18 protein-coding genes and 3 pseudogenes are annotated in these 22,489 nt (G+C 61.5%); 17 read left to right on the forward strand and 4 right to left on the reverse strand.

Annotation, left to right across the window (positions count from 1 at the left end):
* The 5 genes and pseudogenes from P6U16_RS15160 (at window position 1) to P6U16_RS15180 (ending at window position 4,089) form a co-directional block, all read left to right on the forward strand.
* A complete protein-coding gene (locus P6U16_RS15160; protein ID WP_277701246.1) occupies window positions 1-903 on the forward strand; it encodes a sugar ABC transporter permease in 903 nt (300 codons plus the stop codon).
* Complete coding sequence (locus tag P6U16_RS15165; RefSeq protein ID WP_277701247.1) at window positions 900-1,727, forward strand: carbohydrate ABC transporter permease; 828 nt, start codon at window positions 900-902, stop codon at window positions 1,725-1,727. Before P6U16_RS15160 ends, P6U16_RS15165 begins: the two co-directional genes overlap by 4 nt.
* Window positions 1,724-2,790, forward strand: a pseudogene (locus P6U16_RS15170) (ABC transporter ATP-binding protein). The gene P6U16_RS15165 and the pseudogene P6U16_RS15170 overlap by 4 nt, the downstream one beginning before the upstream one ends.
* 119 nt (window positions 2,791-2,909) lie before the next feature.
* Window positions 2,910-3,647, forward strand: a complete 738-nt coding sequence (locus tag P6U16_RS15175) for an SDR family oxidoreductase (protein WP_277701248.1) — start codon at window positions 2,910-2,912, stop codon at window positions 3,645-3,647.
* A 62-nt stretch (window positions 3,648-3,709) separates the two neighbouring features.
* Window positions 3,710-4,089 (forward strand): annotated as a pseudogene (locus P6U16_RS15180) (winged helix-turn-helix domain-containing protein).
* Here P6U16_RS15180 and modC read toward each other — a convergent pair.
* The 3 genes from modC to modA form a co-directional block, all read right to left on the reverse strand.
* A complete protein-coding gene (gene modC, locus P6U16_RS15185; RefSeq protein ID WP_277701249.1) occupies window positions 4,064-5,137 on the reverse strand; it encodes a molybdenum ABC transporter ATP-binding protein in 1,074 nt (357 codons plus the stop codon). The pseudogene P6U16_RS15180 and the gene modC overlap by 26 nt on opposite strands.
* On the reverse strand, window positions 5,134-5,835 hold the full coding sequence (modB, locus tag P6U16_RS15190) for a molybdate ABC transporter permease subunit (protein ID WP_277703860.1): 702 nt from the start codon (window positions 5,833-5,835) through the stop codon (window positions 5,134-5,136). Before modB ends, modC begins: the two co-directional genes overlap by 4 nt.
* 102 nt (window positions 5,836-5,937) lie before the next feature.
* On the reverse strand, window positions 5,938-6,675 hold the full coding sequence (gene modA / locus P6U16_RS15195; RefSeq protein ID WP_277703861.1) for a molybdate ABC transporter substrate-binding protein: 738 nt from the start codon (window positions 6,673-6,675) through the stop codon (window positions 5,938-5,940).
* A gap of 237 nt (window positions 6,676-6,912) precedes the next feature.
* Here modA and ung point away from each other — a divergent pair.
* Window positions 6,913-7,613: pseudogene (ung, locus tag P6U16_RS15200) on the forward strand (uracil-DNA glycosylase).
* Here the strand turns inward: ung and P6U16_RS15205 are convergent.
* On the reverse strand, window positions 7,610-8,515 hold the full coding sequence (locus P6U16_RS15205; protein ID WP_277701250.1) for a DMT family transporter: 906 nt from the start codon (window positions 8,513-8,515) through the stop codon (window positions 7,610-7,612). The pseudogene ung and the gene P6U16_RS15205 sit on opposite strands and share 4 nt — an antisense overlap.
* A 188-nt stretch (window positions 8,516-8,703) precedes the next feature.
* Between P6U16_RS15205 and P6U16_RS15210 the strand changes: the two genes are divergently transcribed.
* The 11 genes from P6U16_RS15210 (at window position 8,704) to P6U16_RS15260 (ending at window position 22,480) form a co-directional block, all read left to right on the forward strand.
* Entirely contained in the window at window positions 8,704-9,294 is a 591-nt protein-coding gene (locus P6U16_RS15210) for an ANTAR domain-containing response regulator (protein ID WP_277701252.1), read from the forward strand.
* Window positions 9,295-9,353: 59 nt separating this feature from the next.
* On the forward strand, window positions 9,354-10,646 hold the full coding sequence (locus P6U16_RS15215; RefSeq protein ID WP_277701253.1) for a CmpA/NrtA family ABC transporter substrate-binding protein: 1,293 nt from the start codon (window positions 9,354-9,356) through the stop codon (window positions 10,644-10,646).
* Window positions 10,647-10,998: 352 nt separating this feature from the next.
* Window positions 10,999-12,291: a CmpA/NrtA family ABC transporter substrate-binding protein gene (locus P6U16_RS15220; RefSeq protein WP_277701254.1), complete on the forward strand. Its 1,293-nt coding sequence runs from the start codon at window positions 10,999-11,001 to the stop codon at window positions 12,289-12,291.
* A gap of 66 nt (window positions 12,292-12,357) precedes the next feature.
* A complete protein-coding gene (gene ntrB, locus P6U16_RS15225) occupies window positions 12,358-13,251 on the forward strand; it encodes a nitrate ABC transporter permease (protein WP_277701255.1) in 894 nt (297 codons plus the stop codon).
* A 14-nt stretch (window positions 13,252-13,265) separates the two neighbouring features.
* Window positions 13,266-14,063, forward strand: a complete 798-nt coding sequence (locus tag P6U16_RS15230; RefSeq protein WP_277701256.1) for an ABC transporter ATP-binding protein — start codon at window positions 13,266-13,268, stop codon at window positions 14,061-14,063.
* 11 nt (window positions 14,064-14,074) lie between these two features.
* Window positions 14,075-16,522: a nitrite reductase large subunit NirB gene (nirB, locus tag P6U16_RS15235; RefSeq protein WP_277701257.1), complete on the forward strand. Its 2,448-nt coding sequence runs from the start codon at window positions 14,075-14,077 to the stop codon at window positions 16,520-16,522.
* A complete protein-coding gene (gene nirD / locus P6U16_RS15240) occupies window positions 16,519-16,836 on the forward strand; it encodes a nitrite reductase small subunit NirD (RefSeq protein WP_277701258.1) in 318 nt (105 codons plus the stop codon). Before nirB ends, nirD begins: the two co-directional genes overlap by 4 nt.
* A gap of 94 nt (window positions 16,837-16,930) precedes the next feature.
* A complete protein-coding gene (gene cysG, locus P6U16_RS15245; RefSeq protein ID WP_277703862.1) occupies window positions 16,931-18,388 on the forward strand; it encodes a siroheme synthase CysG in 1,458 nt (485 codons plus the stop codon).
* Entirely contained in the window at window positions 18,385-20,067 is a 1,683-nt protein-coding gene (locus tag P6U16_RS15250; protein ID WP_277701259.1) for a molybdopterin-dependent oxidoreductase, read from the forward strand. The genes cysG and P6U16_RS15250 overlap by 4 nt, the downstream gene beginning before the upstream one ends.
* Window positions 20,001-20,585 carry a molybdopterin dinucleotide binding domain-containing protein gene (locus P6U16_RS15255; RefSeq protein WP_277701260.1) on the forward strand — a complete coding sequence of 195 codons (585 nt, stop codon included), beginning with the start codon at window positions 20,001-20,003 and terminating at the stop codon, window positions 20,583-20,585. Before P6U16_RS15250 ends, P6U16_RS15255 begins: the two co-directional genes overlap by 67 nt.
* Entirely contained in the window at window positions 20,582-22,480 is a 1,899-nt protein-coding gene (locus P6U16_RS15260) for a flavodoxin domain-containing protein (RefSeq protein ID WP_277701261.1), read from the forward strand. Before P6U16_RS15255 ends, P6U16_RS15260 begins: the two co-directional genes overlap by 4 nt.
* The last annotated feature ends 9 nt before the right edge of the window (window positions 22,481-22,489 follow it).

Raw genomic sequence — 22,489 nt, forward strand, 5'->3', positions numbered from 1 at the left:
ATGAAACGATTTTTCTCCAGCATCACCGATGGCAAGGGCTTCGACATCTTGCTTGTCGCCTTTCCGCTCGGCTACCTCTTTCTCATGTCCGGCCTGCCGCTCCTCTACAATGTCCTGATGAGCTTTCAGGAGGTGGACATGTTCAGCCTGGGGACGTTCTGGCGGCCCTTTGTCGGCCTGAAGAATTATCGGGACCTGTTCGCGCAGCCGGAAACGCTGCCGATCCTCTACAATACCGGCATTTTCGTCGTCGCCTCGATCGCCGGGCAATTCCTGCTCGGCTTCGGGCTGGCGTTGTTCTTTTGGACCAATTTTCCGGGTGCCTCGTGGCTTCGCGGCCTCTTCCTTGTTTCCTGGGTGATGCCCGGCCTCGTCGTCGGCGCGATCTGGAACTGGATCCTGTCGGGCGACTTCGGCGTGCTGAATTTCCTGCTGCGCGAGACCGGCATCATCGACGGAAATATCTTCTGGCGTTCGGACCCCGATTTTTCGCTCTGGGCCGTCATCATTGCGAATATCTGGCTTGGCATGGCCTTCAACATGATCCTGCTGTCTGTCGGTCTCTCGGCGATCCCGAAGGACCTCTATGAGGCTGCTGAACTCGATGGTGCCAACGCTTTCCAGCGTTTCTGGACGATCACCCTTCCGATGATGCGCTCGAGCATCGGTGCGATCATTTCGCTGGGGCTGATCTTCACCCTGCAGCAATTCGATCTGTTCGCGGCCATCACGTCAGGTGGGCCGAACAATTCCTCCAACGTGACGCAATACTGGGCTTGGGACCTGTCCTTCCGCCAGTATGATTTCGCCAAGGGCGCGACGATTTCCGTCATCATGATCGTCTTCGTGATGTTTGCATCGGTCGTCTATGTGCGATCCACACGCCATGAGGTGCGGGGATGAGCGAGATGATGCGCAACCGCCTGATGCTGGCCGCCGCCATATTCCTGGCAGCGATCTACCTGTTTCCGCTTTACTGGATGTATATCACCGCGCTGAAGACCGGCTCGGCAATGTTCGCGACGCCGCCGCAGTTCTGGCCGAGCGATCCGCAATGGCAGATTTACGGCGAAGTCTGGCAGAGCCGCAATATGGGTCGATATCTGTTCAATTCGCTGGTCATCGCGTTTGGTGCGGTTTCGCTCATCTGCGTGCTGGGCGTCGGCTGTGCCTATGTGCTGGCGCGTTATCGCAATGTCTGGGTCGATATCGGCCTGTTCCTCATCCTGATGCTGCAGGTCCTGCCGGCCTCGTTGATGATCACGCCGATCTTTGTCGGGTTTTCCCAGATAGGCCTGCTCGCCAGCCCGCGCTTTGCCGTGATCCTTGCAATTGCCGCGAAAAGCATGCCGTTCTTCGTTGTTCTCGTTCGCGCCACCTTCATGAGCGTGCCGCAGGAACTGGAGGAGGCGGCGCTTGTCGACGGCAATTCGCGCGTCGGCGCCTTCTGGCATATCGTCCTACCACTGGCGCGCAACGGCATCCTGGTCAGCGCCATTCTGATCTTCATGCAGGCCTTCGGCGAGTTCGTCTACTCGAAGTCGATCATTCAGGCGGTGGAGCTACAGCCGGCCAGCGTCGGGCTGAATTCCTTCATGGGGCCGAACACCAATGAATGGAACAACATCATGGCCTACGCGACGATGTATGTGACGCCGATCCTCGCCATCTTTGTCCTTCTGCAGCGCCGTATCGTTTCCGGCCTCACCTCGGGAGCCCTCAAATGACCCTTCAGATCGAACTGTCCGGCGTCAACAAATACTACGGTGCCTTCCACGCGCTGAAGAATATCGATCTGGCGATCGAGAAGGAAGCTTCGTCGCGCTTGTCGGGCCGTCCGGCTGCGGCAAGTCCACGCTCCTGCGGTCGCTGGCCGGGCTTGAGAGCATCTCGACCGGCGACCTTCGCATTGCCGGCGACCTGATGAACAACGTGCCGCCCCGCAAGCGAGATGTTGCCATGGTCTTCCAGACCTATGCGCTCTACCCGCACATGACCGTCGAGCAGAACCTGACCTACAGCCTGCGCATTCGCGGCGTGAGCAAGGCCGAGATGAAAAAGGCAGCGGCAGAGGTCGCGGCGACGACCGGCCTTTCGGAACTGCTGGGGCGTTATCCGCGTGAATTGTCCGGCGGCCAGCGTCAGCGGGTCGCCATGAGCCGGGCGATCATCCGCAATCCCAAGGCCTTCCTGTTCGACGAGCCCCTGTCGAACCTCGATGCTGCGCTGCGCGTGCACATGCGCAAGGAAATCCGCATGCTGCACGACCGGCTGGGTGCGACCTCTGTCTATGTCACGCACGACCAGGTCGAAGCGATGACCATGGCCGACCATGTCGTCGTCATGCGCGACGGCATCATCGAACAGCAGGGGCGTCCGCTGGACCTCTATGATCGGCCCGCCAACAAGTTTGTCGCCGGCTTCATCGGTTCGCCGGCCATGAATTTCATTCCGGCCACGGTCGGTCAGGACGGTCTGTCTCTTGTCGTTCATGTCGGAGAGCCGCAGACGATCGTCATGGACAGGGCGCTCGAACCTGGCCGCAGCGTTTTCGCGGGCCTGCGACCGGAGCACCTGCATGCCGCCGATGCCGGTGAGGGCACGTTCCGCTTCCCCGTCGGCATCGTCGAGACGACGGGGTCCGCGACCTATATCTCGACGGCAACGACTCCTGAGATCACCATCGTCGATACGACACGTCGCTCCATCCGGTCCGGCGATGTCATCGAGCTTTCGATCCGGCCCTCAGACGTGCATGTCTTCGATGCGCAGACCGGCATGCGCCTTTAAATGTAACCGTTTTTTCTGGATAAAAATACGTTTGACGGCTTGACAGGAAAGACCCCGCCGATATTCCTTGTGCCGGATTTTAAGGACGGTTCACGGAACCGCGACAGGGAGAAACGACCATGGCTGGACTACTCGCGGGCAAGCGCGCCGTCATCACGGCGGCAGCGCAGGGGATCGGGCGCGCTGCAGCGGAAGCCTTCCAGCGGGAAGGTGCCATCGTCACGGCGACCGATATCAATGCGGAAAAGCTCAGTGAACTCAAGGCGCTCGGCATGAATGTCGCGACGCTTGACGTGACAAGCAAGGATGCGATCGAAGCCTTTGCCGCGGCCACAGGGACGATCGACGTGCTGTTCAACTGCGCGGGTTTCGTCCATGCCGGAACCATCCTTGAAGCGGGCGAGCGTGACTATGATCTCGCCTTCGACCTCAACGTCAAATCCATGTTCCGCCTAATCCGGGTCTTCCTGCCGGGCATGATTGAAAATGGCGGCGGCTCGATCATCAACATGTCGTCGGTCGCCGGTGTTCCGGCCGGTGTGCCCAACCGTTTCGTCTATTCGGCGAGCAAGGCGGCGGTGATCGGCCTCACCAAGTCGATCGCCATCGACTATATCAAGCAGGGTATCCGCTGCAACGCGATCGCGCCGGGCACCGTGCAGTCTCCGTCTCTGGAGCAACGGATGAGGGCCCAGGGCAATTACGAGGAAGCGCGGGCTGCCTTTATCGGCCGCCAGCCGATGGGCCGCCTCGGCGAGCCGGAGGAGATCGCGGCGCTTGCCGTCTATCTCGGCAGCGATGTCTCCGCCTATACGACCGGCCATGTGCACGTGATCGACGGCGGGCTCAGCCTGTAGGCCCTATCTCCGTTGCAGATGTACAGCGTCGGAGCCTGCGTTATAGTTGGCCCATGACCGACATGCCACCCGCCAGCCTTCGCCCCGTCCTGCGCATCGATTTTCCGAATGCTGAAAGGTTGGGGCGTGGCAAGATCATGCTTCTCGAACATATCCGTGAGACCGGCTCGATCTCTGCGGCGGGACGCGCCATGGACATGTCCTATCGGCGTGCCTGGCTCTTGGTCAGTGCGCTGAATACGATGTTCTCGGAACCCTCGGTCGAATCCCAGCGCGGCGGAAAGCAGGGGGCGGAGCAGCCGTCACGCCGTTTGGCGAGGAACTGATCCGCCGGTTCCGGGCGATGGAGGCGAAAATCGCCGCGACCATGGCCGACGACCTCGCTTGGCTCGAGGACAATCGCCGCAGCGAGACAGTCACGGGTTCAGCGCCACGCTCTTGATGACGAGATGGACCGGCATTCCGATCGACAGGCCGAGGCGTTCGCCGGAGAATCCTGTGATGCGCGAGACGATGATGTTGCCGCCGCAATCGACACGGACGTCAATTGCCCCGTTCTCTTCCTCCGCAATTTCAGCGATCGTGCCTTCGATGATGTTGAGTGCGCTGAGGCCCTCGGGGCGCTTGGTCGCGAGCATCACGTCGCGGGCCGCGATATGCAGGCGGATGTCGCGACCGTCTGCGAGCGAGATCTTTGGCACGCGGAACAATGTGTCGCGTGCACGGATCACCGTCAGTCGCGGCTCGTGGTCGTCTGTTTCGACGACACCTTCGATAACGGCACCCGCCTCCCGCTTGCCGATCATCGGCGAGAGTGCCGACAGGCTGAGGACCGACGCCGCGTCGCCGGCGGCGGTCACGCGGCCGTTTTCCAGCGCAATCACCCTGTTGGCAAGGCGTGCGACCTCTGTGACCGAGTGGCTGACATAGACGACGGGAATGTCGGTCTCGTCCCGAAGGCGCTCAAGATAAGGCAGGATTTCCGACTTGCGCGCATCGTCAAGTGCTGCAAACGGCTCGTCCATCAACAGCAGGCGCGGATTCGACAAGAGCGCTCGGCCAATGGCGATGCGTTGTTTTTCGCCGCCCGACAGGTTGGCCGGGGCTCGCTCCAGGAGGGGTTCGACGCCGAGCAGGTCGATGATTTTGTCGAAGCTCTGTCCTGCATCAGTGCGCCCGGCGAACCAGCGACCATAAGTCAGGTTGCGGCGGACATTCAGATGCGGAAACAGGCGCGATTCCTGGAAGACATAGCCGAACCGTCGCCGATGCGGTGGCGTAAAGATGCCCTGATGCGTATCGACGATAACATCGCCATCGAGCACGATACGACCAATGTTCGGCCGCAAGAGGCCGGCGATGATATTGATCAGCGTGGTCTTGCCGGAGCCGGAACGGCCGAACAGCGCGGTCACGCCACCCTCCGAGGAAAAGGCAGCGTCGAGGGAAAAGCTGGCCAACCGGTGTCTGGTTTCCACTTCCAGCGTCATGCGCGCTCCACCCGCCGGGCGGCCATGCCGGCCAGAAATTCGGACAGCATAAGGGCGGCCATCGATATCACGATGGAAACGATTGTCAGGCGCAGGGCGCCGGCATCGCCGCCGGGAACCTGTGTGAAGGTGTAGATCGCCGATGACAGCGTCTGGGTCTCGCCCGGAATGTTGGAGACGAAGGTGATCGTCGCACCGAACTCGCCCATCGCCTTGGCAAACGACAGGATCATGCCGGCGATCACGCCGGGCACGATCAGCGGTAGCGTGATGGTGGCGAAAACCCAGACGGGCCCGGCACCGAGCGTCGATGCGGCCTGCTCCAGCTTGCGATCCACTGCTTCGATCGATAGCCGGATGCTGCGCACCATCAGCGGAAAACCCATGATGGCACTGGCAAGTGCTGCACCGGTCCAGCGGAAGGAAAACACGAGCCCGATGGTCTCCTCGAGGAATGCACCGATCGGCCCGCGTTTGCCGAACAGGATGAGCAACAGATAGCCGGTGACGACGGGCGGCAGGATCAGGGGCAGGTGGACGAGGCCGTTGAGGATTGATTTGCCCCAGAACCGGCCGCGGGCGAGAAGAAGGGCGATCGCGATACCAAAGGGCAGGCTGGCGAGCATGGCGACTGCGGAAACGCGCAGGCTGAGCCGGATTGCCGTCCACTCCGCATCGCTCAAGGCCAGCCAGTCCAACCGCATGCTCCGTTTCTGTCGGCGCCGAATGGCGCACCTCTTGCCAGCCAATATTCCGACGACGATAGGTGTTCCGGCTGAGTGCTGCCAGAGCCCGCCTGCCTATTTGAGAATGGTAAATCCCTGCGCCTTGAAAAGGGCGGCTGCCTCTTCGGATTTCACGAAATCGACATAGGCGACCGCTGCCGGGCTCTCGGCGTCTGTCGTGATTGCGATCGGGTAGACGATCGGCGGGTGGGTGTCTTCCGGGAAAGTGCCGACGACCTTTACCTCAGGATCGGCAACGGCATCGGTCTGGTAGACAATGCCATAGGGCGCTTCACCCTTGGAGACGAGGAGTAGGGCAGCACGGACGTTTTCAGCGCCGGCAACCCTGGCCTCGACCGATGGCCAGGCGCCGAGCTGTTCCAGCGCCGCCTTGCCGTATTTGCCGGCAGGAACCGAATCTACCGCACCCATGGCGAGTTTGCCGTCGCCGACGAGTGCCGCGAGATCGAAGCCATGCTTGATATCGACATCGGCCGTATCCTTGCCGGCGATGAGCACGAGACGATTGCCGATAAGGTTGGCGCGTGTCCCTTCTTTGATCAGTTTGTTTTCGGCAAGATAGTCCATCCAGGAAAGATCGGCGGAGATGAAGACATCGGCCGGAGCCCCGGACTCGATCTGCTTGGCAAGCGCCGAGCTTGCCGCATAGGAAACCGTTGCCTCTTTGCCGGACTGCTTCTGCCATTGCGTGTTCACAGCATCCAGCGCGTTTTTTAGGCTGGCAGCGGCAAAGATGGTGACTTTCTCTCCGGCAAGGGCGTCCTTACCCAACGGTAATCCGGCCAACCACAGCGCAGCGAGTGCTGCTCCCACGGATATCAGCAAAGCGCGGCGATCAAGGCTCACATGTTCCTCCTTGGGTACCGAGATATTTTCTTGGATATAACGATCCATCGAGAATGGCTAGCGCTATATTTCTGGAAACATAATGACGGTCTCGGTGGATCAGGCTCAGGATTGATGCTTGTCTTGACCTCCGCGTGCACTAAAATCCAGAAAAAGGCATGCAGTTGCAGGGAGAACAGCCGGATGGAAACCAGTATCAAGCTCGAGGAGAGCTGGAAGGCCGCGCTGGCGCCGGAATTTTCGAGCGACTACATGGCCAAGCTCAAGCAGTTCCTCCTAGCGGAAAAACAGGCCGGCAAGCAGATCTTTCCCAAGGGGCCTGAATACTTCCGGGCGCTTGATCTCACGCCGCTGGACAAGGTGCGCGTCGTCATTCTCGGTCAGGATCCCTATCACGGCGAAGGGCAGGCGCACGGGCTTTGCTTCAGCGTCCAACCGGGCGTGCGCACGCCGCCGTCGCTGGTCAATATCTACAAGGAAATGCAGAGCGATCTCGGCATTCCGCCTGCGCGCCATGGCTTTCTCGAAAGTTGGGCAAAGCAGGGGTGCTGCTGCTCAACAGCGTGCTGACCGTCGAGCGTTCGCTGGCAGCGTCGCATCAGGGCAAGGGCTGGGAGAAGTTTACCGATGCGATCATCCGCGCCGTCAATGAACAGGAGCATCCGGTCGTCTTTATGCTCTGGGGATCCTATGCGCAAAAGAAGGCGGCCTTTGTCGATCAGAAGCGCCATCTGGTCATTCGCTCGGCGCATCCTTCGCCGCTTTCGGCCCATGCCGGCTTTCTCGGTTCGCGCCCTTTTTCGAAGGCGAACGCCTTCCTGGTTTCCAAGGGGTTCGAGCCGATCGACTGGGCCTTGCCCGAGAAACCGGATGTGCAGTCCTAATTACTCTCGTTGGCATTGTCGGTCACCGCGGCCACCTTGCGGCGCGACACGACGTGCTCGCGCCAGACTGTAAAGATGCCGGCGCAGACGACGATGATCGATCCGCCAATCATGTTTAGGCTCACTTTCTCGTCGAAGATCGAGACGCCGATCATGCAGGCAAAGACAAGTTGCAGATAGGTCAGCGGCTGCACTTCGGCGGCATCGAGATGTTCATAGGCCTTGATCAGAAAGAAATGGCTTGAGGTGCCGGTGGCGCAAAGAAGCAGCATCCAGGCCCAATCAGTCGGTGCGAGCGTCGTCCAGTAGAAGGGGCCGATCAACGTCATTGCTGCGGCTCCGACAAGCCCGGTGTACAGGAAACTGGTCATCGAACTGTCGTCGCGGCTGACAAGTCGTGTAGCAATCACATAGACAGCGAACATCAGCGCTGAGCCCAGGGGGATCAGCATGACAGGATCGAAGCCCTCGCCGCTAGGCTTCAGGATCAGCAGCACGCCAAGCAGGCCGATAACGATTGCCGTCCACCGCCGCCAGCCGACGCGTTCGCCGAGAAACGGCATCGAGAGAAGTGCAACAAACAGTGGGCCTGATGAAAAAACGGCCTGCGAATGAGCCAGGCCGACCAGTGAGAAGGATGTGATGACGACAACGATCTGAAACGCCAGCAGCAGGCCGCGCACGATCTGCAGTTTCGGCTTCCGCGTCCGGATTGCTGCCTTGAAGCCGCCGCTGGTGCGACACGTGACCACGATCGCAAAGCTCGCAAATGCCCAGTAGCGGATCATCGTAATGAAGATCGGCGGATAAAGGGTGCCCAGGTGTTTCGAAATCGCATCCTGAATCGAGAAAATGACCAGGGCGAGAAAGACGAAGATATAGCCGTTTCGCTTCGATTGCATGGTGCTGTTTTACATCCGGGAAAAGCAGGAACGCCAAGAGTTTTTTGCGGCGCGGCAACAATTCGCGACACAATGATATTGCCGATGAAACTCGGCCCTGCACCTCGCGCGATATTTCTGTGCTGTAAAGAATACCGTGGTGGAATTTTTGCATTGCACAAGAAGGCGCTTATAGGCAGAGTCGAGCCATGTCGACCAAGCCTCTGTCCATTCTGGTTATCGATGAAAACCATATCCGCGCCTCGATCATAGAGACAGGCCTGCGCGAGGCGGGCCACGAGCACGTGACGGTGCTGCATGAAATCGCCGGGCTGGCGCGTCAGATCGAAATCATTGTCCCTGACGTCATCGTCATCGATATCGAGAATCCGAACCGCGATATGATGGAGCATCTGTTCCAACTGACACGGGCCGTGAGCCGCCCGATTGCAATGTTCGTTGACCGATCGGATTCGGCGTCCATTGAGGCCGCCGTCGAGGCGGGCGTGTCGGCTTATATCGTCGACGGGCTGAAAAAGGAGCGGGTCAAGCCGATCCTCGACATGGCGGTCAGCCGTTTCAACGCCTTCAGCCGCCTGCAACGCGAACTGGCGGACGCCAAATCGGCGCTGGAGGAACGCAAGATCATCGAGCGGGCCAAGGGCATATTGATGCAGATGCGGCAGATTTCCGAGGAGGAAGCGTTCACCATGCTGCGGCAGACGGCAATGAACGAGAAAAAGAAACTGACCGACATCGCGCAGAGCGTGGTGACGGCCGCCGGATTGCTGATGCGATGAGCGGCGCGATCTGATGACGGACAGGATGACAGCGAGCAGGATATGTCAGGGTGTACAGAATGAATGCGCGTGAGGATCTGACCCGCGGCGGCCATGCTGCCGGCGGTGCGCTGGCTGCGCCCGAGCGGTTGCGCAGCGAAGGAGCGCGGGTCGTGCGCGCGGGCTTCATTCCGCTCGTCGATGCGTCCGTGCTGATTGCCGCAGCGGAGTTCGGTTTTGCAACGCGAGAAGGTATCGCGCTCGACCTCGTGCGCGACGTCTCTTGGGCGAATGTCCGGGACCGGCTGGCCTTCCGCCAGTTCGACGTGGCGCACATGCTGTCGCCTATGCCGGTTGCTGCAGCACTGGGGCTGGGTTCCAACCCCTCGCCGACGATCACGCCGTTTTCACTCGGTCGCGGCGGTAATGCGATCACACTTTCGACACGCCTCTATGCCCGCATGCAGGCTGAGGCGGATCTGGCGGGTGGCGAGACGGCGCTCGCTAATGCCGAAGCGCTGGCGAAGGTAATTGCCCGTATGAAGAGGGACGGCGAGGCGCTGCCGACCTTTGGCATGACCTATCCGTTTTCGTCGCACAACTACGAACTGCGCTACTGGCTGGCGGCTGGCGGCATCGATCCGGATGCGGACGTGCGCCTGATCGTCGTGCCGCCGCCGCTGACCTCGGATGCTCTGGCGGCCGGCGCGATCGACGGCTTCTGCGTTGGCGCGCCCTGGAACATGGTGGCATCCGAGCGCGGCGTAGGTCGCATCGTCGCCGCCAAGCAGGACCTTTGGCCTTCGGCGCCGGAAAAGGTCATCGGCACCCGCCCGGATTGGGCCGACAGCCATCCCGAAACGCTGTCGCGGCTCATCGTGGCGTTGGATAGCGCAGCGCGCTGGTGCGATCGTCCCGAAAACCGCGATGCTCTGGCCGATGCTCTGGCCGATGTCCGATACGTCGCTGCACCCGTCGATATCATCCGGCGTGTCCTGCGCGGTGAATTCACGGTCGATCCGCAGGGCAGCCAGCGGGTCATCGATAATTATTTCATCTTCCACAACGACCTGGCAAACTATCCGCGGCCGAGCAAGGCTCTGTGGATCTACAGCCAGATGATAAGGTGGGGGCAGATCGAGCATTCGTCTGAAGGCGAACGGCTCGCAGCATCCGCCTATCGGCCGGATCTCTACCGCGCGGCACTCGGTCCAATGCCCGATTCCTCGGACGATCGGCGCATCGAGGGTGCCGTCGCCGGCGACGCCTTCATCGATGGCCATGTGTTCGACCCGTCGGACATTCCAGCCTATGTGGCCGGATTTCCGATCCGGGGATCCGCCGCAACGCGCATTTCGCGGGATGATATCTGAGCGCGCTGTTGCATAAGAATGCTGCAATCGCTTCGCTGCGCTGCACAAATTGAAGGCCGATAGAGGCGTTGGTGAAAATTTGAGCAGGGAAATATTTTAGAATTTAATATTTTGAATCATCGGCTTATCTCGAAATCTAAAAACTGGCACGCTGCTTGCTTGATATAAATCGCCAGGGTCAATGACGATCCCGGCGCCATTGAGCGGCACGCCGTTCAGTCAGTGACATCGACGTCGCAAGGCTTTCTGCACCGAGAGGGACTTCTCCCATTCTCTCGATGCGTATGCCGAGCGGCGTTTTTTTGTGCGTTTTTTGACTTCGCGCCTCCGGGCAACAGAGAGGGAATCGACAATGAGCAGGATCCTGTCGGGCGGACTGACCCGCCGCAACATGTTGAAAACCACGGCCGCCACGGCGCTGATGGGTGCCGTGAAAATGGCTTTCCCGTCTGGCGCATTTGCGCAGGGTGCGGGGCCTGAAACGACCAAGGCTGTTCTCGGCTTCATTGCGCTCACGGATTCGGCGCCGCTGATCATCGCCAAGGAAAAGGGCCTGTTCGCAAAGCATGGCATGCCGGATGTCGAAGTCGTCAAGCAGGCGTCGTGGGGCACGACGCGCGACAATCTGGTGCTCGGCTCGGAAGGCAGCGGCATCGACGGCGCGCATATTCTCACCCCCATGCCCTACCTGATCTCCGCCGGCAAGGTGACGCAGAACGGCCAGCCGCTGCCGATGGCGATCCTTGCCCGCCTCAATCTCGATGCCCAGGCGATTTCGGTCGGCAGCGCTTATGCCGATCTCAAGGTCGGTATCGATGCGGGCGCACTCAAGGAGGCCTTTGCGAAAAAGAAGGCCGATGGTGCGCCTGCCAAGGTTGCCATGACTTTCCCGGGCGGCACGCACGACCTGTGGTTGCGCTACTGGCTTGCCGCCGGCGGTATCGATCCGGACAGCGACGTCGAAACCATCGTCGTCCCGCCGCCGCAGATGGTCGCCAATATGAAGGTCGGCACCATGGACTGTTTCTGTGTCGGCGAACCCTGGAATGCCCAGCTCGTCAATCAGGGCGTCGGCTACACGGCCGTCAACACGGCTGAAATCTGGGCGAAGCATCCGGAAAAGTCCTTTGCCATGCGGGCCGACTGGGTCGAGAAGAACCCGAACGCCGCCAAGGCGATTACCATGGCGATCATGGAGGCGCAGCAATGGTGCGACGACATGGCCAACAAGGAAGAACTGGCTGGCATCGTCGGCAAGCGGGCCTGGTTCAACGTTCCGCCGCGCGATCTCGTTGGCCGCTTGAAGGGCGAATATGACTACGGCAACGGCAAGGTCGTGGAGAACAGCCCGCATTTGATGAAGTTCTGGAAGGACCACACCTCCTATCCGTTCCAGAGCCATGAGGCCTGGTTCCTGACCGAGGACATCCGCTGGGGCAAGTTCGAACCTGGCACGGACATCAAGGGCATGATCGCCAAGGTCAACCGCGAGGATATTTGGCGCGAAGCCGCAAAGGGCCTCGGTATCACTGATGTCCCGGCTTCCACGTCGCGCGGGATCGAGACCTTCTTCGACGGCAAGACCTTCGATCCGGCCAATCCGGAAGCCTATCTCGCCAGCCTCGATATCAAGCGTTTCGCCTGATCCCGTTATTTCGTGCAGCCGGCGTATCGCCGCCGGCTGCCTCACGACCGTTCACAGGAGACCGGCATGTCCGTGACCAATCTCAACATTAAGTCCGATGCGGCGGCCAAGCCGTCCGCCAGCATTGTTACGCTGTCGCGCGCAGCCCCTCCGTCCGCCGGCTTTCGTATGCCCGGTTTTGTCAAGACGCTGGCAGACAATGTCCTGCCGCCGATCATCACGCTGGCCTTTCTGCTTGTCGCCTGGGAATTTCTCTGTTCTTCGCCGACCTCCAGCCTTCCAGCTCCGTCGCGCGTGCTGGAGGAAAGCTGGGCGCTGATCGTCGATCCCTTTTATGTGGGGCAGGGCACCGACCAGGGCATGTTCTGGCATATCTTCGCCAGCCTTCAGCGCGTTGCCGTCGGTTATGCGCTGGCAGCCATTGCCGGCATAGCGCTCGGAACGCTGATCGGCCAGAGCGACCTTGCCATGCGCGGGCTTGATCCGATCTTTCAGGTACTGCGCACCGTTCCGCCGCTCGCCTGGTTGCCGCTCTCACTTGCCGCCTTCCGCGATGGCAATCCGTCAGCGATTTTCGTCATCTTCATCACGGCGGTCTGGCCGGTGATCATCAACACCGCCGTCGGCATCCGCAATATCCCGCAGGATTACCAGAACGTCTCCAAGGTCCTGCGGCTCAACGGCTATGAATACTTCACCAAGATCATGCTGCCGGCCGCCGCACCCTACATCTTCACCGGCCTGCGCATCGGTATCGGCCTGTCCTGGCTGGCGATCGTCGCCGCTGAAATGCTGATCGGTGGCGTTGGTATCGGCTTCTTCATCTGGGACGCGTGGAACTCCTCGCTGATCAGCGACATCATCGTCGCTCTCGTCTATGTCGGCATCGTCGGCTTCCTGCTCGACCGTGTCATCGCCCTCATCGCCAACGCCGTCACCCGCGGCAACGTCAAAGCTTGAAGGAGCGCATCGTCATGTCAAAGAGCTATCTCTCGCTGGAATTCATCGACAAGAGCTTCGAGCGCAACGGCGTCCGCAGTGACGTGCTGACGCAGGTGTCGCTGGGCGTCGAAAAGGGTGAATTCATCTCGATCATCGGTCATTCGGGCTGCGGAAAATCGACGCTGCTCAACATCGTCGCCGGCCTCACCAAGGCAACGACCGGCGTCGTCTTTCTCGACGGTCAGGTCGTCGATGCGCCCGGTCCGGACCGCGGCGTGGTCTTCCAGAACCATTCGCTGCTGCCCTGGCTTACCGTCTACGAGAATGTTTCGCTTGCCGTCGACAAGGTGTTTTCCCGGACGAAATCCAAGGCGGAGCGTCATGACTGGGTCATGCGCAACCTCGACCTCGTGCAGATGGGCCATGCCAAGGACAAGCGTCCTTCGGAAGTTTCCGGCGGCATGAAGCAGCGCGTCGGTATCGCCCGCGCGCTCGCCATGGAACCGAAGGTCCTTTTGCTCGACGAACCCTTCGGCGCGCTTGATGCCCTGACCCGGGCGCATCTGCAGGATCAGGTCATGCAGATCCATGCCGAACTCGGCAATACGGTGATGATGATCACCCATGACGTCGATGAAGCCGTGCTGCTCTCCGACCGGATCGTCATGATGACGAACGGCCCGGCAGCTCGGATCGGCGAAGTGCTGGATGTGCCGATCGCGCGTCCGCGCCGCCGTATCGAGCTTGCCACCGACCCGACCTATATCCGCTGCCGTTCGGCCGTCCTCAAATTCCTCTACGAGCGCCACCGCCTCGTTGAAGCTGCATAAGGGAGAAGACGATGAGCCGCGAAAAACTGGTCGTGATCGGCAATGGCATGGCGCCGGGCCGCATGCTGGAGGAATTGTTCGAAAAGGCACCCGGCCTTTACGACGTGACGATCTTCAACGCCGAGCCGCGCGTCAACTATGACCGTATCATGCTCTCGCCGGTGCTATCCGGCGAAAAGGCCTATGAGGACATCATCATCCATGGCGACGACTGGTATCGCGATCATGGCGTGACGCTGCACCGCGGTGCCAGGGTCAGCGGCATCGATCGGGTTGCAAAGACCGTGACGGCCGAAAACGGGATCACAGTTTCCTATGATCGTCTGGTGATCGCAACGGGTTCGCTGCCGTTCATCATTCCGGTGCCCGGCCATCAACTGCCCGGCGTTCTGGCCTATCGCGATCTCGACGATGTCGAGAAGATGCTCGATATCGCCAAGAACAAGGGCAAGGCAATCGTCATCGGCGCCGGCCTGCTGGGCCTGGAAGCCGCCTATGGTCTGAAGCGCCAGGGCATGGACGTGACCGTCGTGCACCTGATGCCGACGATCATGGAACGCCAGCTCGATCCGGCGGCAGCCTATCTGCTTGAAAAGGCGCTGACCGAACGTGGCATAAACATCATCACCAAGGCCGATACCAAGGCGATCCTCGGCACGACCCGTGTCGAAGGCGTCGAACTCAAGGATGGCCGCATTCTGGACGGCGACATGGTCGTCATGGCAGTGGGCATCCGGCCGGCATCGGCGCTCGCCAAGGAAGCCGGCGTCGCCGTCAACCGCGGCATCGTCGTCGATGACGGGATGATGACGTCGGACCCCAGCATCTACGCGCTCGGCGAATGCGCCGAACATCGCGGCACTTGCTACGGCCTCGTCGCGCCGCTCTATGAAAGCGCCCGCGTCCTTGCCGACCGGCTCTGCGGCGGCAGTGGTGAATATGGCGGCTCCGTCGTCAACACCAAGCTCAAGGTCACCGGCATCAACCTGTTCTCCGCCGGTGATTTTGCCGAAGGCGACGACCGCGAGGAAATCGTCCTGCGCGACGCGACGGCCGGTGTCTACAAGCGGCTGGTCCTGAAGAACGACCGCATCATCGGCGCCGTGCTCTATGGCGAAACGGCCGATGGCCCCTGGTATTTCGACCTGATGAAGCGCAGCGTACCGGTCACCGAAATGCGCGACACGCTGATCTTCGGCCAGTCCTATCAGGGCGGCACCACGCTCGACCCGCGGGCGGCTGTCGCTGCCCTGCCGGCGGAAGCAGAAATCTGCGGCTGCAATGGTGTGTGCAAGGGCAAGATCGTCGACACGATTTCCGCCAAGGGTCTGACTACGCTGGACGACGTGCGCGCCCACACCAAGGCGTCCGCCTCCTGCGGCTCCTGCACCGGTCTGGTCGAGCAACTGATGTCGATCACGCTCGGCGACGCGTTCAATCCGCATGCGGTCAAGCCGATGTGCGGCTGCACCGATCTCGGCCACAGCGATGTGCGCCGGCTGATCATGGCCAAGCAGTTGAAGACCATTCCGGCCGTCATGCAGGAGCTGGAGTGGAAGACCTCCTGCGGCTGCGCCAAGTGCCGTCCGGCGCTCAACTACTACCTCGTCTGCGACTGGCCGGACGAATATGCCGACGACTACCAGTCGCGTTTCATCAACGAGCGCGTCCACGCCAACATCCAGAAGGACGGCACCTATTCCGTCGTTCCGCGCATGTGGGGCGGCATGACGAGCTCGTCGGAACTGCGGGCGATCGCCGACGTTGTCGACAAGTTCGAAATTCCGGCCGTCAAGGTCACCGGCGGCCAGCGCATCGACATGCTGGGAATCAGGAAGGAAGACCTGCCGGCCGTCTGGGCCGATCTCGGAAAGGCCGGCTTCGTCTCGGGCCAGGCCTATGCCAAGGGACTTCGCACCGTGAAGACCTGCGTCGGGACCGACTGGTGCCGCTTCGGCACGCAGGATTCGACCGGGCTCGGCATCCGCATCGAAAAGTTCATGTGGGGCTCCTGGACGCCTGCCAAGCTGAAAATGGGCGTCTCCGGCTGTCCGCGAAACTGTGCGGAGGCCACCTGCAAGGATATCGGCGTGATCTGCGTCGATTCAGGTTTTGAAATCCACTTTGCCGGTGCCGCCGGCCTCGACATTAAGGGCACGGAGGTTCTCGGGCTGGTGAAGACCGAGGACGAAGCGCTCGAATATATCGTGGCGTTGACCCAGATGTATCGCGAGCAGGGTCATTATCTCGAGCGCATATACAAATGGGCAAAGCGCACCGGTCTCGACGAAATCCGCCGCCAGATCATGACCGATACGGAAAAACGCCAGGGTTACTACGAGCGTTTCGTGCTGTCGCAGAAGGTCGCCCAGGTCGATCCCTGGTCGGAGCGCGTTTCCGGCAAGGACAAACACGAATTCAAGCCGATGTCCGAACTCAAGCTGGAGGCCGCCGAATGAACACGCATATGAAAAGCTGGTTCGACGTCGGATCGATTTCCGACATTCCGCGACGCGGCGCACGCTGCGTCAAGACCGGAACCATGACGGTCGCCGTGTTCCGCACCGCCGACGACAAGGTCTTTGCGCTGGAGGACAAATGTCCCCACCGCAACGGCCCTCTCAGCCAGGGCATCGTCCATGACGGCTGCGTCACCTGCCCGCTGCACAACTGGGTCATCTCGCTCGAAACCGGCCGTGCACAGGGTGCCGACGAAGGTGCGACGCTGTCCTTCCCGGTGCGGCTGGAGGGGATCGCATCCTCCTGTCGCTGATGCCGCAGGCAGCGGAAGCGGTCATCGCGGCGGAATAGTCCGGCATTTCGAACAGGAGACGGGTGGCATGGGCGAGCACAGCGATACAAACGGCATGATCTCGAACACGTTCACGCAGGTGGCCGGATCGACCGGGCGCAAACGTTCCGAGCGGGTGCAGCCGCTTTCCGTCCTGCCCGTCTTCTTGCCGCTCTCCTGCCGCCGGGTAATCGTTGCCGGGGGTACGGATGCGGCCGCCTGGAAAGCCGAACTTCTTGCGGCGACTGGCGCCGATGTTATCGTTTTTTCGCCTGACAACGAGGAGTTGTCCGGCGACATGCGCGCCCTGCTGGAGGAGGGCAGGGTGCGCCTTTGTTCCCGTCCGTGGTCGTTGGCTGATTTCGACGGTGCCGCAATCGCCATTGCCGATGCCGAGAGCGAGGAGGAGGCCATCGCTTTCGCCGATGCGGCGAAGGCAGCAGGCGTGCCCTGCAATGTCATCGACAAGCCGGCCCATTGTCAGTTCCAGTTCGGCACGATCGTCAACCGCTCGCCGGTCGTGGTCGGCATCTCCACCGATGGCGCGGCACCGATCCTCGGACAGGCGATCCGTCGGCGCATCGAGACGCTTTTGCCGCCGTCGCTGAAGGATTGGGCGGGGCTTGCCCGCACGCTGCGCGACACGGTGGCGGAAAAACTCACCCCCGGCCCGCAGCGCCGTGCCTTCTGGGAGCGCTTTGTCGATCGCTCGTTTGGCGGGCAGGGCCCGGACGCCGGCAGCGTCATGGAGATAAACGATGATCTTTCGGCCGTGAAGCACACAGGCAATGGTCGCGTGACCCTGGTCGGAGCCGGTCCGGGCGACGCGGAACTGCTGACGTTGAAGGCGATGCGGGCGCTGCAATCGGCCGATGTCATCCTGTTTGATGACCTGGTGTCCGACGAGGTGCTGGAACTTGCCCGCCGCGAGGCCAAGCGCACGCTGGTCGGCAAACGCGGCGGCCGCGAAAGCTGCAAGCAGGACGATATCAACCGCATGATGCTGACCTTCGCCCGGCAGGGCAAACGCGTCGTGCGGCTGAAGTCCGGCGATCCGGCCGTCTTTGGCCGCGCCGGCGAGGAAATCGCTTTTCTGGAACGGCACGGTATCGCCGTCGATATGGTGCCGGGCATCACGGCGGCCAGTGCCATGGCTTCGCGCCTCGGCGTCTCGCTGACGCACCGCGACCATGCCCAGTCCGTCCGCTTCGTGACAGGCCATTCGCGGCACGGTGCCTTGCCGTCCGATCTCGACTGGCGGGCGATTGCCGATCCGCGCACGACGACCATCTTCTACATGGGCGGCCGCACGGCCGCTGAAATATCGGAGCGCCTGCGCGACCATGGCCTGGATCCGCAGACGCCGGTGGCGATCTGTTCCTCGGTCTCGCGGGCCAGCGAGAAACGCTGGTTCGGAACGGTCGCGGGGATGGCGGACGGTATCGGCGAAATACGCTATGACGAACCGGTGCTGATCGCCGTCGGCGGCGTCTTCGCGCGGCAACAGCAGCAGGCGGTGGCGCTCAGCGCATGAATATCCACGCCGCCTCCACCCGCAAGGTCAAGAGTGCCTGCCCCTATTGCGGCGTCGGCTGCGGCATCGTCATGGAGGTGGCCGGCAACCGCGTCGTCAAGGTCACCGGCGACAAGGATCACCCGGCAAACCGCGGGCGGCTCTGCACCAAGGGCATGACGAGCGCGCAGGCAATCGAGGCCACGGGGAGGCTCGACCGTGCCTTCATCCGCGCCGATCGCCATGGCGAGCAGGTGCCGGTGGCGCTGGAACTTGCACTGTCACAGACAGCCGACCGGCTGAGGGCGATCCTCGATCAGGACGGGCCGGACGCCATCGCGCTATATATTTCCGGCCAGATGTCGATCGAGGCGCAATATCTCGCCAACAAGCTCGCCAAGGGCTTCATCCGCACGCAGCACATCGAATCCAATTCGCGCCTCTGCATGGCAAGTGCTGCGAGCGGCTACAAGCTTTCGCTCGGCGCCGACGGCCCGCCCGGCTCCTATGACGATATCGACAGCGCGGATCTCTTCCTCATCATCGGCTCCAACATGGCCGATTGCCATCCCGTCCTGTTCCTGCGGCTGATGGACCGCGTCCGGCAGGGTGCGAAACTGATCGTCGTCGATCCGCGCCGGACCGCGACGGCGGAAAAGGCAGACCTGTTCCTGCAGATCAAGGCCGGAACGGATCTCGCACTTCTCAACGGTCTCCTGCGTCTGCTTGCCGAAAACGGTCGGATCGATCAGGATTTCATCGCGGCGCATACGGAAGGCTGGGCGATAATGCCGGATTTCCTCAGCACCTACGCGCCGGACGCCGTCGCCGTGACCACCGGGCTTTCGGCAGAGGATATTCGCGCGGCTGCGGAGATGATCGGCACGGCCGGCAATTGGGTCAGTCTCTGGACCATGGGGCTGAACCAGAGCACGCACGGCACCTGGAGCACCAATGCGATCTGCAACCTGCATCTCGCCACCGGCACCATCTGCCGGCCGGGCAGCGGGCCGTTTTCGCTGACAGGCCAGCCGAATGCCATGGGTGGCCGCGAAATGGGCTATATGGGCCCGGGTCTGCCGGGCCAGCGTTCGGCGCTCGTCGATGCCGACCGACGCTTCGTCGAAGAGCGCTGGGCTCTTCCGAAAGGAACCATCCGCGCGGATGGCGGCGGTGGCACGATCTCCCTGTTCGAGGACATGGGCTCCGGTCGAATAAAAGCCTGCTGGATCATCTGCACCAATCCGGTCGCCTCCGTCGCCAATCGCGCGACGGTCATCGAAGGATTGAAGAAGGCCGAGCTGGTGATCACCCAGGACGTCTTTCTCGATACAGAAACCAATATCTATGCCGATATCATCCTGCCCGGCGCGCTCTGGGCCGAGGCTGAGGGCGTGATGGTCAATTCCGAGCGCAATTTGACGCTCATGGGCAAGGCCGTGGAGCCGCCCGGAGAGGCGCGGCCCGACTGGTGGATCATCGCGGAGATCGCCTGTCGTATGGGCTATTCGAAGGCCTTCACCTATACCTCGGCGGCGGAGGTGTTCGAGGAGCTTTCCGGCTTTGCCAATGCCAAGACTGGCTACGACATTTCCGGTGCCAGCTACAGGCGGCTGGAGGAGACGCCGCTGCAATGGCCGCTGCCAAAGGGGGCAGCAGTCGCAATCCGGTGCGCTACCGTGATCCCGCAGCGGGGATAAATTTCCCGACGGCCAGCAGTAAGGCGCAGTTTTTTGCGCGACCGCATCTCGATCCGTCGGAAATGCCTGACGATGCCTTCCCCTTCGTGTTGAACACCGGTCGCCTGCAGCACCAGTGGCACACGATGACCAAGACGGGAAAGATCCAGACGCTGAACAAGCTCAATCCCGGCCCCTTCGTCGAGGTCAATCCGCTGGATGCACAGGCCTTCGGCGTGTCCGATGGGGACCGGGTCGAAATCCGCTCGCGGCGCGGTTTTGCCATCCTGCCGGCGGTGGTGACCGACCGCGTGCTGCCGGGCGCCTGTTTTGCACCCTTTCACTGGAACGACATCTTCGGCAACGACGTGGCGGTCAATGCCATAACCTGCGATGCCGTCGATCCGATCTCCCTGCAGCCGGAACTGAAGGTCTGCGCTGTTGCGCTGACGCCTGTCATGCAGCCCGGCAAGGTGTTGCCGTCGGCAGAACCGATCCTGCAAAAGTCCTGCAGCCGGTATCGGCCGGTGGGTGGATGACTGATGGCGCGGATGCCTTTGCCAGTGCCGTCGGGATCAAAAGACCGGCGCTTGTCGTTCTGCTTGACGAGGAGCAGGCCTATCTTGAAGGCTTTATCCTCGGCCTGCGTGCGGATGCCCGCTCGTTTCCATCAGGTGTTCCTGTCTTGCCGTCGAACGCTCCGCTCTCTGTGGAGAAGCGCTTGCGGCTGAACGGCCTCCTGGCCGGACTGTTTTCGCGCGACTGGTCTGATGCGGCGCCCTCGACGGGTATGCAGGCTTCCGTTAAGGAAAAGTGCAACGAAGGCATCCTGATGCTCTGGTCCTCGCAGACCGGGACGGCGGAGGAACTGGCGAAACGCTGTGCTGCCGATCTTGCCGAGCATGGCCTGAAAATCCGCCTCACCTGCATGGAGGATTGCACGGCAGAGGCACTTTCCCGCGAAAACCTGCTGCTGATCGTCACCAGCACGTTTGGCGATGGGGACGCACCGGACAATGGCGCGGCCTTCTGGCAAGGGCTGCAAAACAGCAAGACAGCCCTACCGGAGCTGGGTTTCGCGGTACTCGCGCTCGGCGATTCGAGTTACGGCGAGTTCTGTGGGTTCGGCAGGCGGATCGACGAGACGCTGGAAGCTCTGGGTGCCCGCCGTCTCGTGCCGCGCACCGATTGCGACGGCGATGGCGAAGACAAGGTCGATGGCTGGCTCGACGGGCTCATCGGGGCACTGACAGCCGAAGACCCTAATCCGCCGAAAATGGCGCCGGTTGCCAGACCAGCCTTCGCGCCCGTTTCCAGTCCGGCTCGCGATCTTTTGCAGCGGGTTCGCCTGATCCGCAATCTCAGGCTCAATGCAACGGGCTCCGCCAAGGAAACCCGCCAGATCGGTTTTGATCTGCGCGACACCGGGCTCGACTATGAAACCGGCGATGCGCTGGGAATTCGTCCCCGCAATTGCCCGGATCTTGTCGCGGAAATTCTGGAGGCTGCCGGGCTATCGGCGCAAAAAGCCGTCGATGTTGCCGATGTCGGAGAGATGTCGCTCACCGAAGCCCTGACCGATCATTTCGAAATCGCCCGCATCACGCCGGATTTTCTTCGTTTCGTCGCCGAGCGGACAAAGGACGAGACGTTGAACGCGCTGCTTCATCGCGACAGCAAGGCGGCGCGCGAAAAATGGCTTTGGGGCCGTCAGGTGGCCGACGTGCTGGCTGAACATCGGCTCGACGTCGATGCTGGTGATTTCCTCTCCAGCCTGAAACGCCTGCAGCCGAGGCTCTACTCGATTTCGTCAAGTCCCAGAGCGCATGCCGGGGAGGTTCATCTCACCGTCTCGACCGTGCGTTATGCCCATCAGGGCCGTTCGCGCCACGGCGTCTGTTCCGCATTTCTTGCAGACCGCGCCGAGCAAACCGGGGCATCGATATTCGTTCGTCCGGCGCCAGCATTCCGTCTGCCTACAGACGGTGACAGGCCGGTGGTAATGATAGGTCCCGGCACCGGGGTCGCACCTTTCCGCGGTTTTCTGGCCGATCGGGCAGCGACGGGTGCAACGGGTCGCAACTGGCTGTTCTTCGGCGAGCAGCATGAAAGCACCGATTTCTATTACCGCGAGGAGCTTGTGGACTGGCAGCGCTCAGGCGTGCTGACCCGCCTCGATACCGCCTTTTCCCGGGATAGCGCAGACAAGGTCTATGTGCAGGATCGCATGCTCGAACAAGGCGCGGATCTCTGGCGCTGGCTGGAAGAAGACGCTTCGATCTATGTCTGCGGCGATGCCTCGCGCATGGCGCGGGATGTCGATGCGGCGCTGAAATCGATCGTTGCCGAGCACGGCCGGATGACCGGCGAGAATGCAGCCGAGTACGTTTCGAGGCTCTCACGCGAAAAGCGCTATCTCCGCGACGTCTATTGATCGTGCGCT

The organism is Rhizobium sp. 32-5/1 (assembly GCF_029537235.1).
Lineage (GTDB): Bacteria > Pseudomonadota > Alphaproteobacteria > Rhizobiales > Rhizobiaceae > Pararhizobium.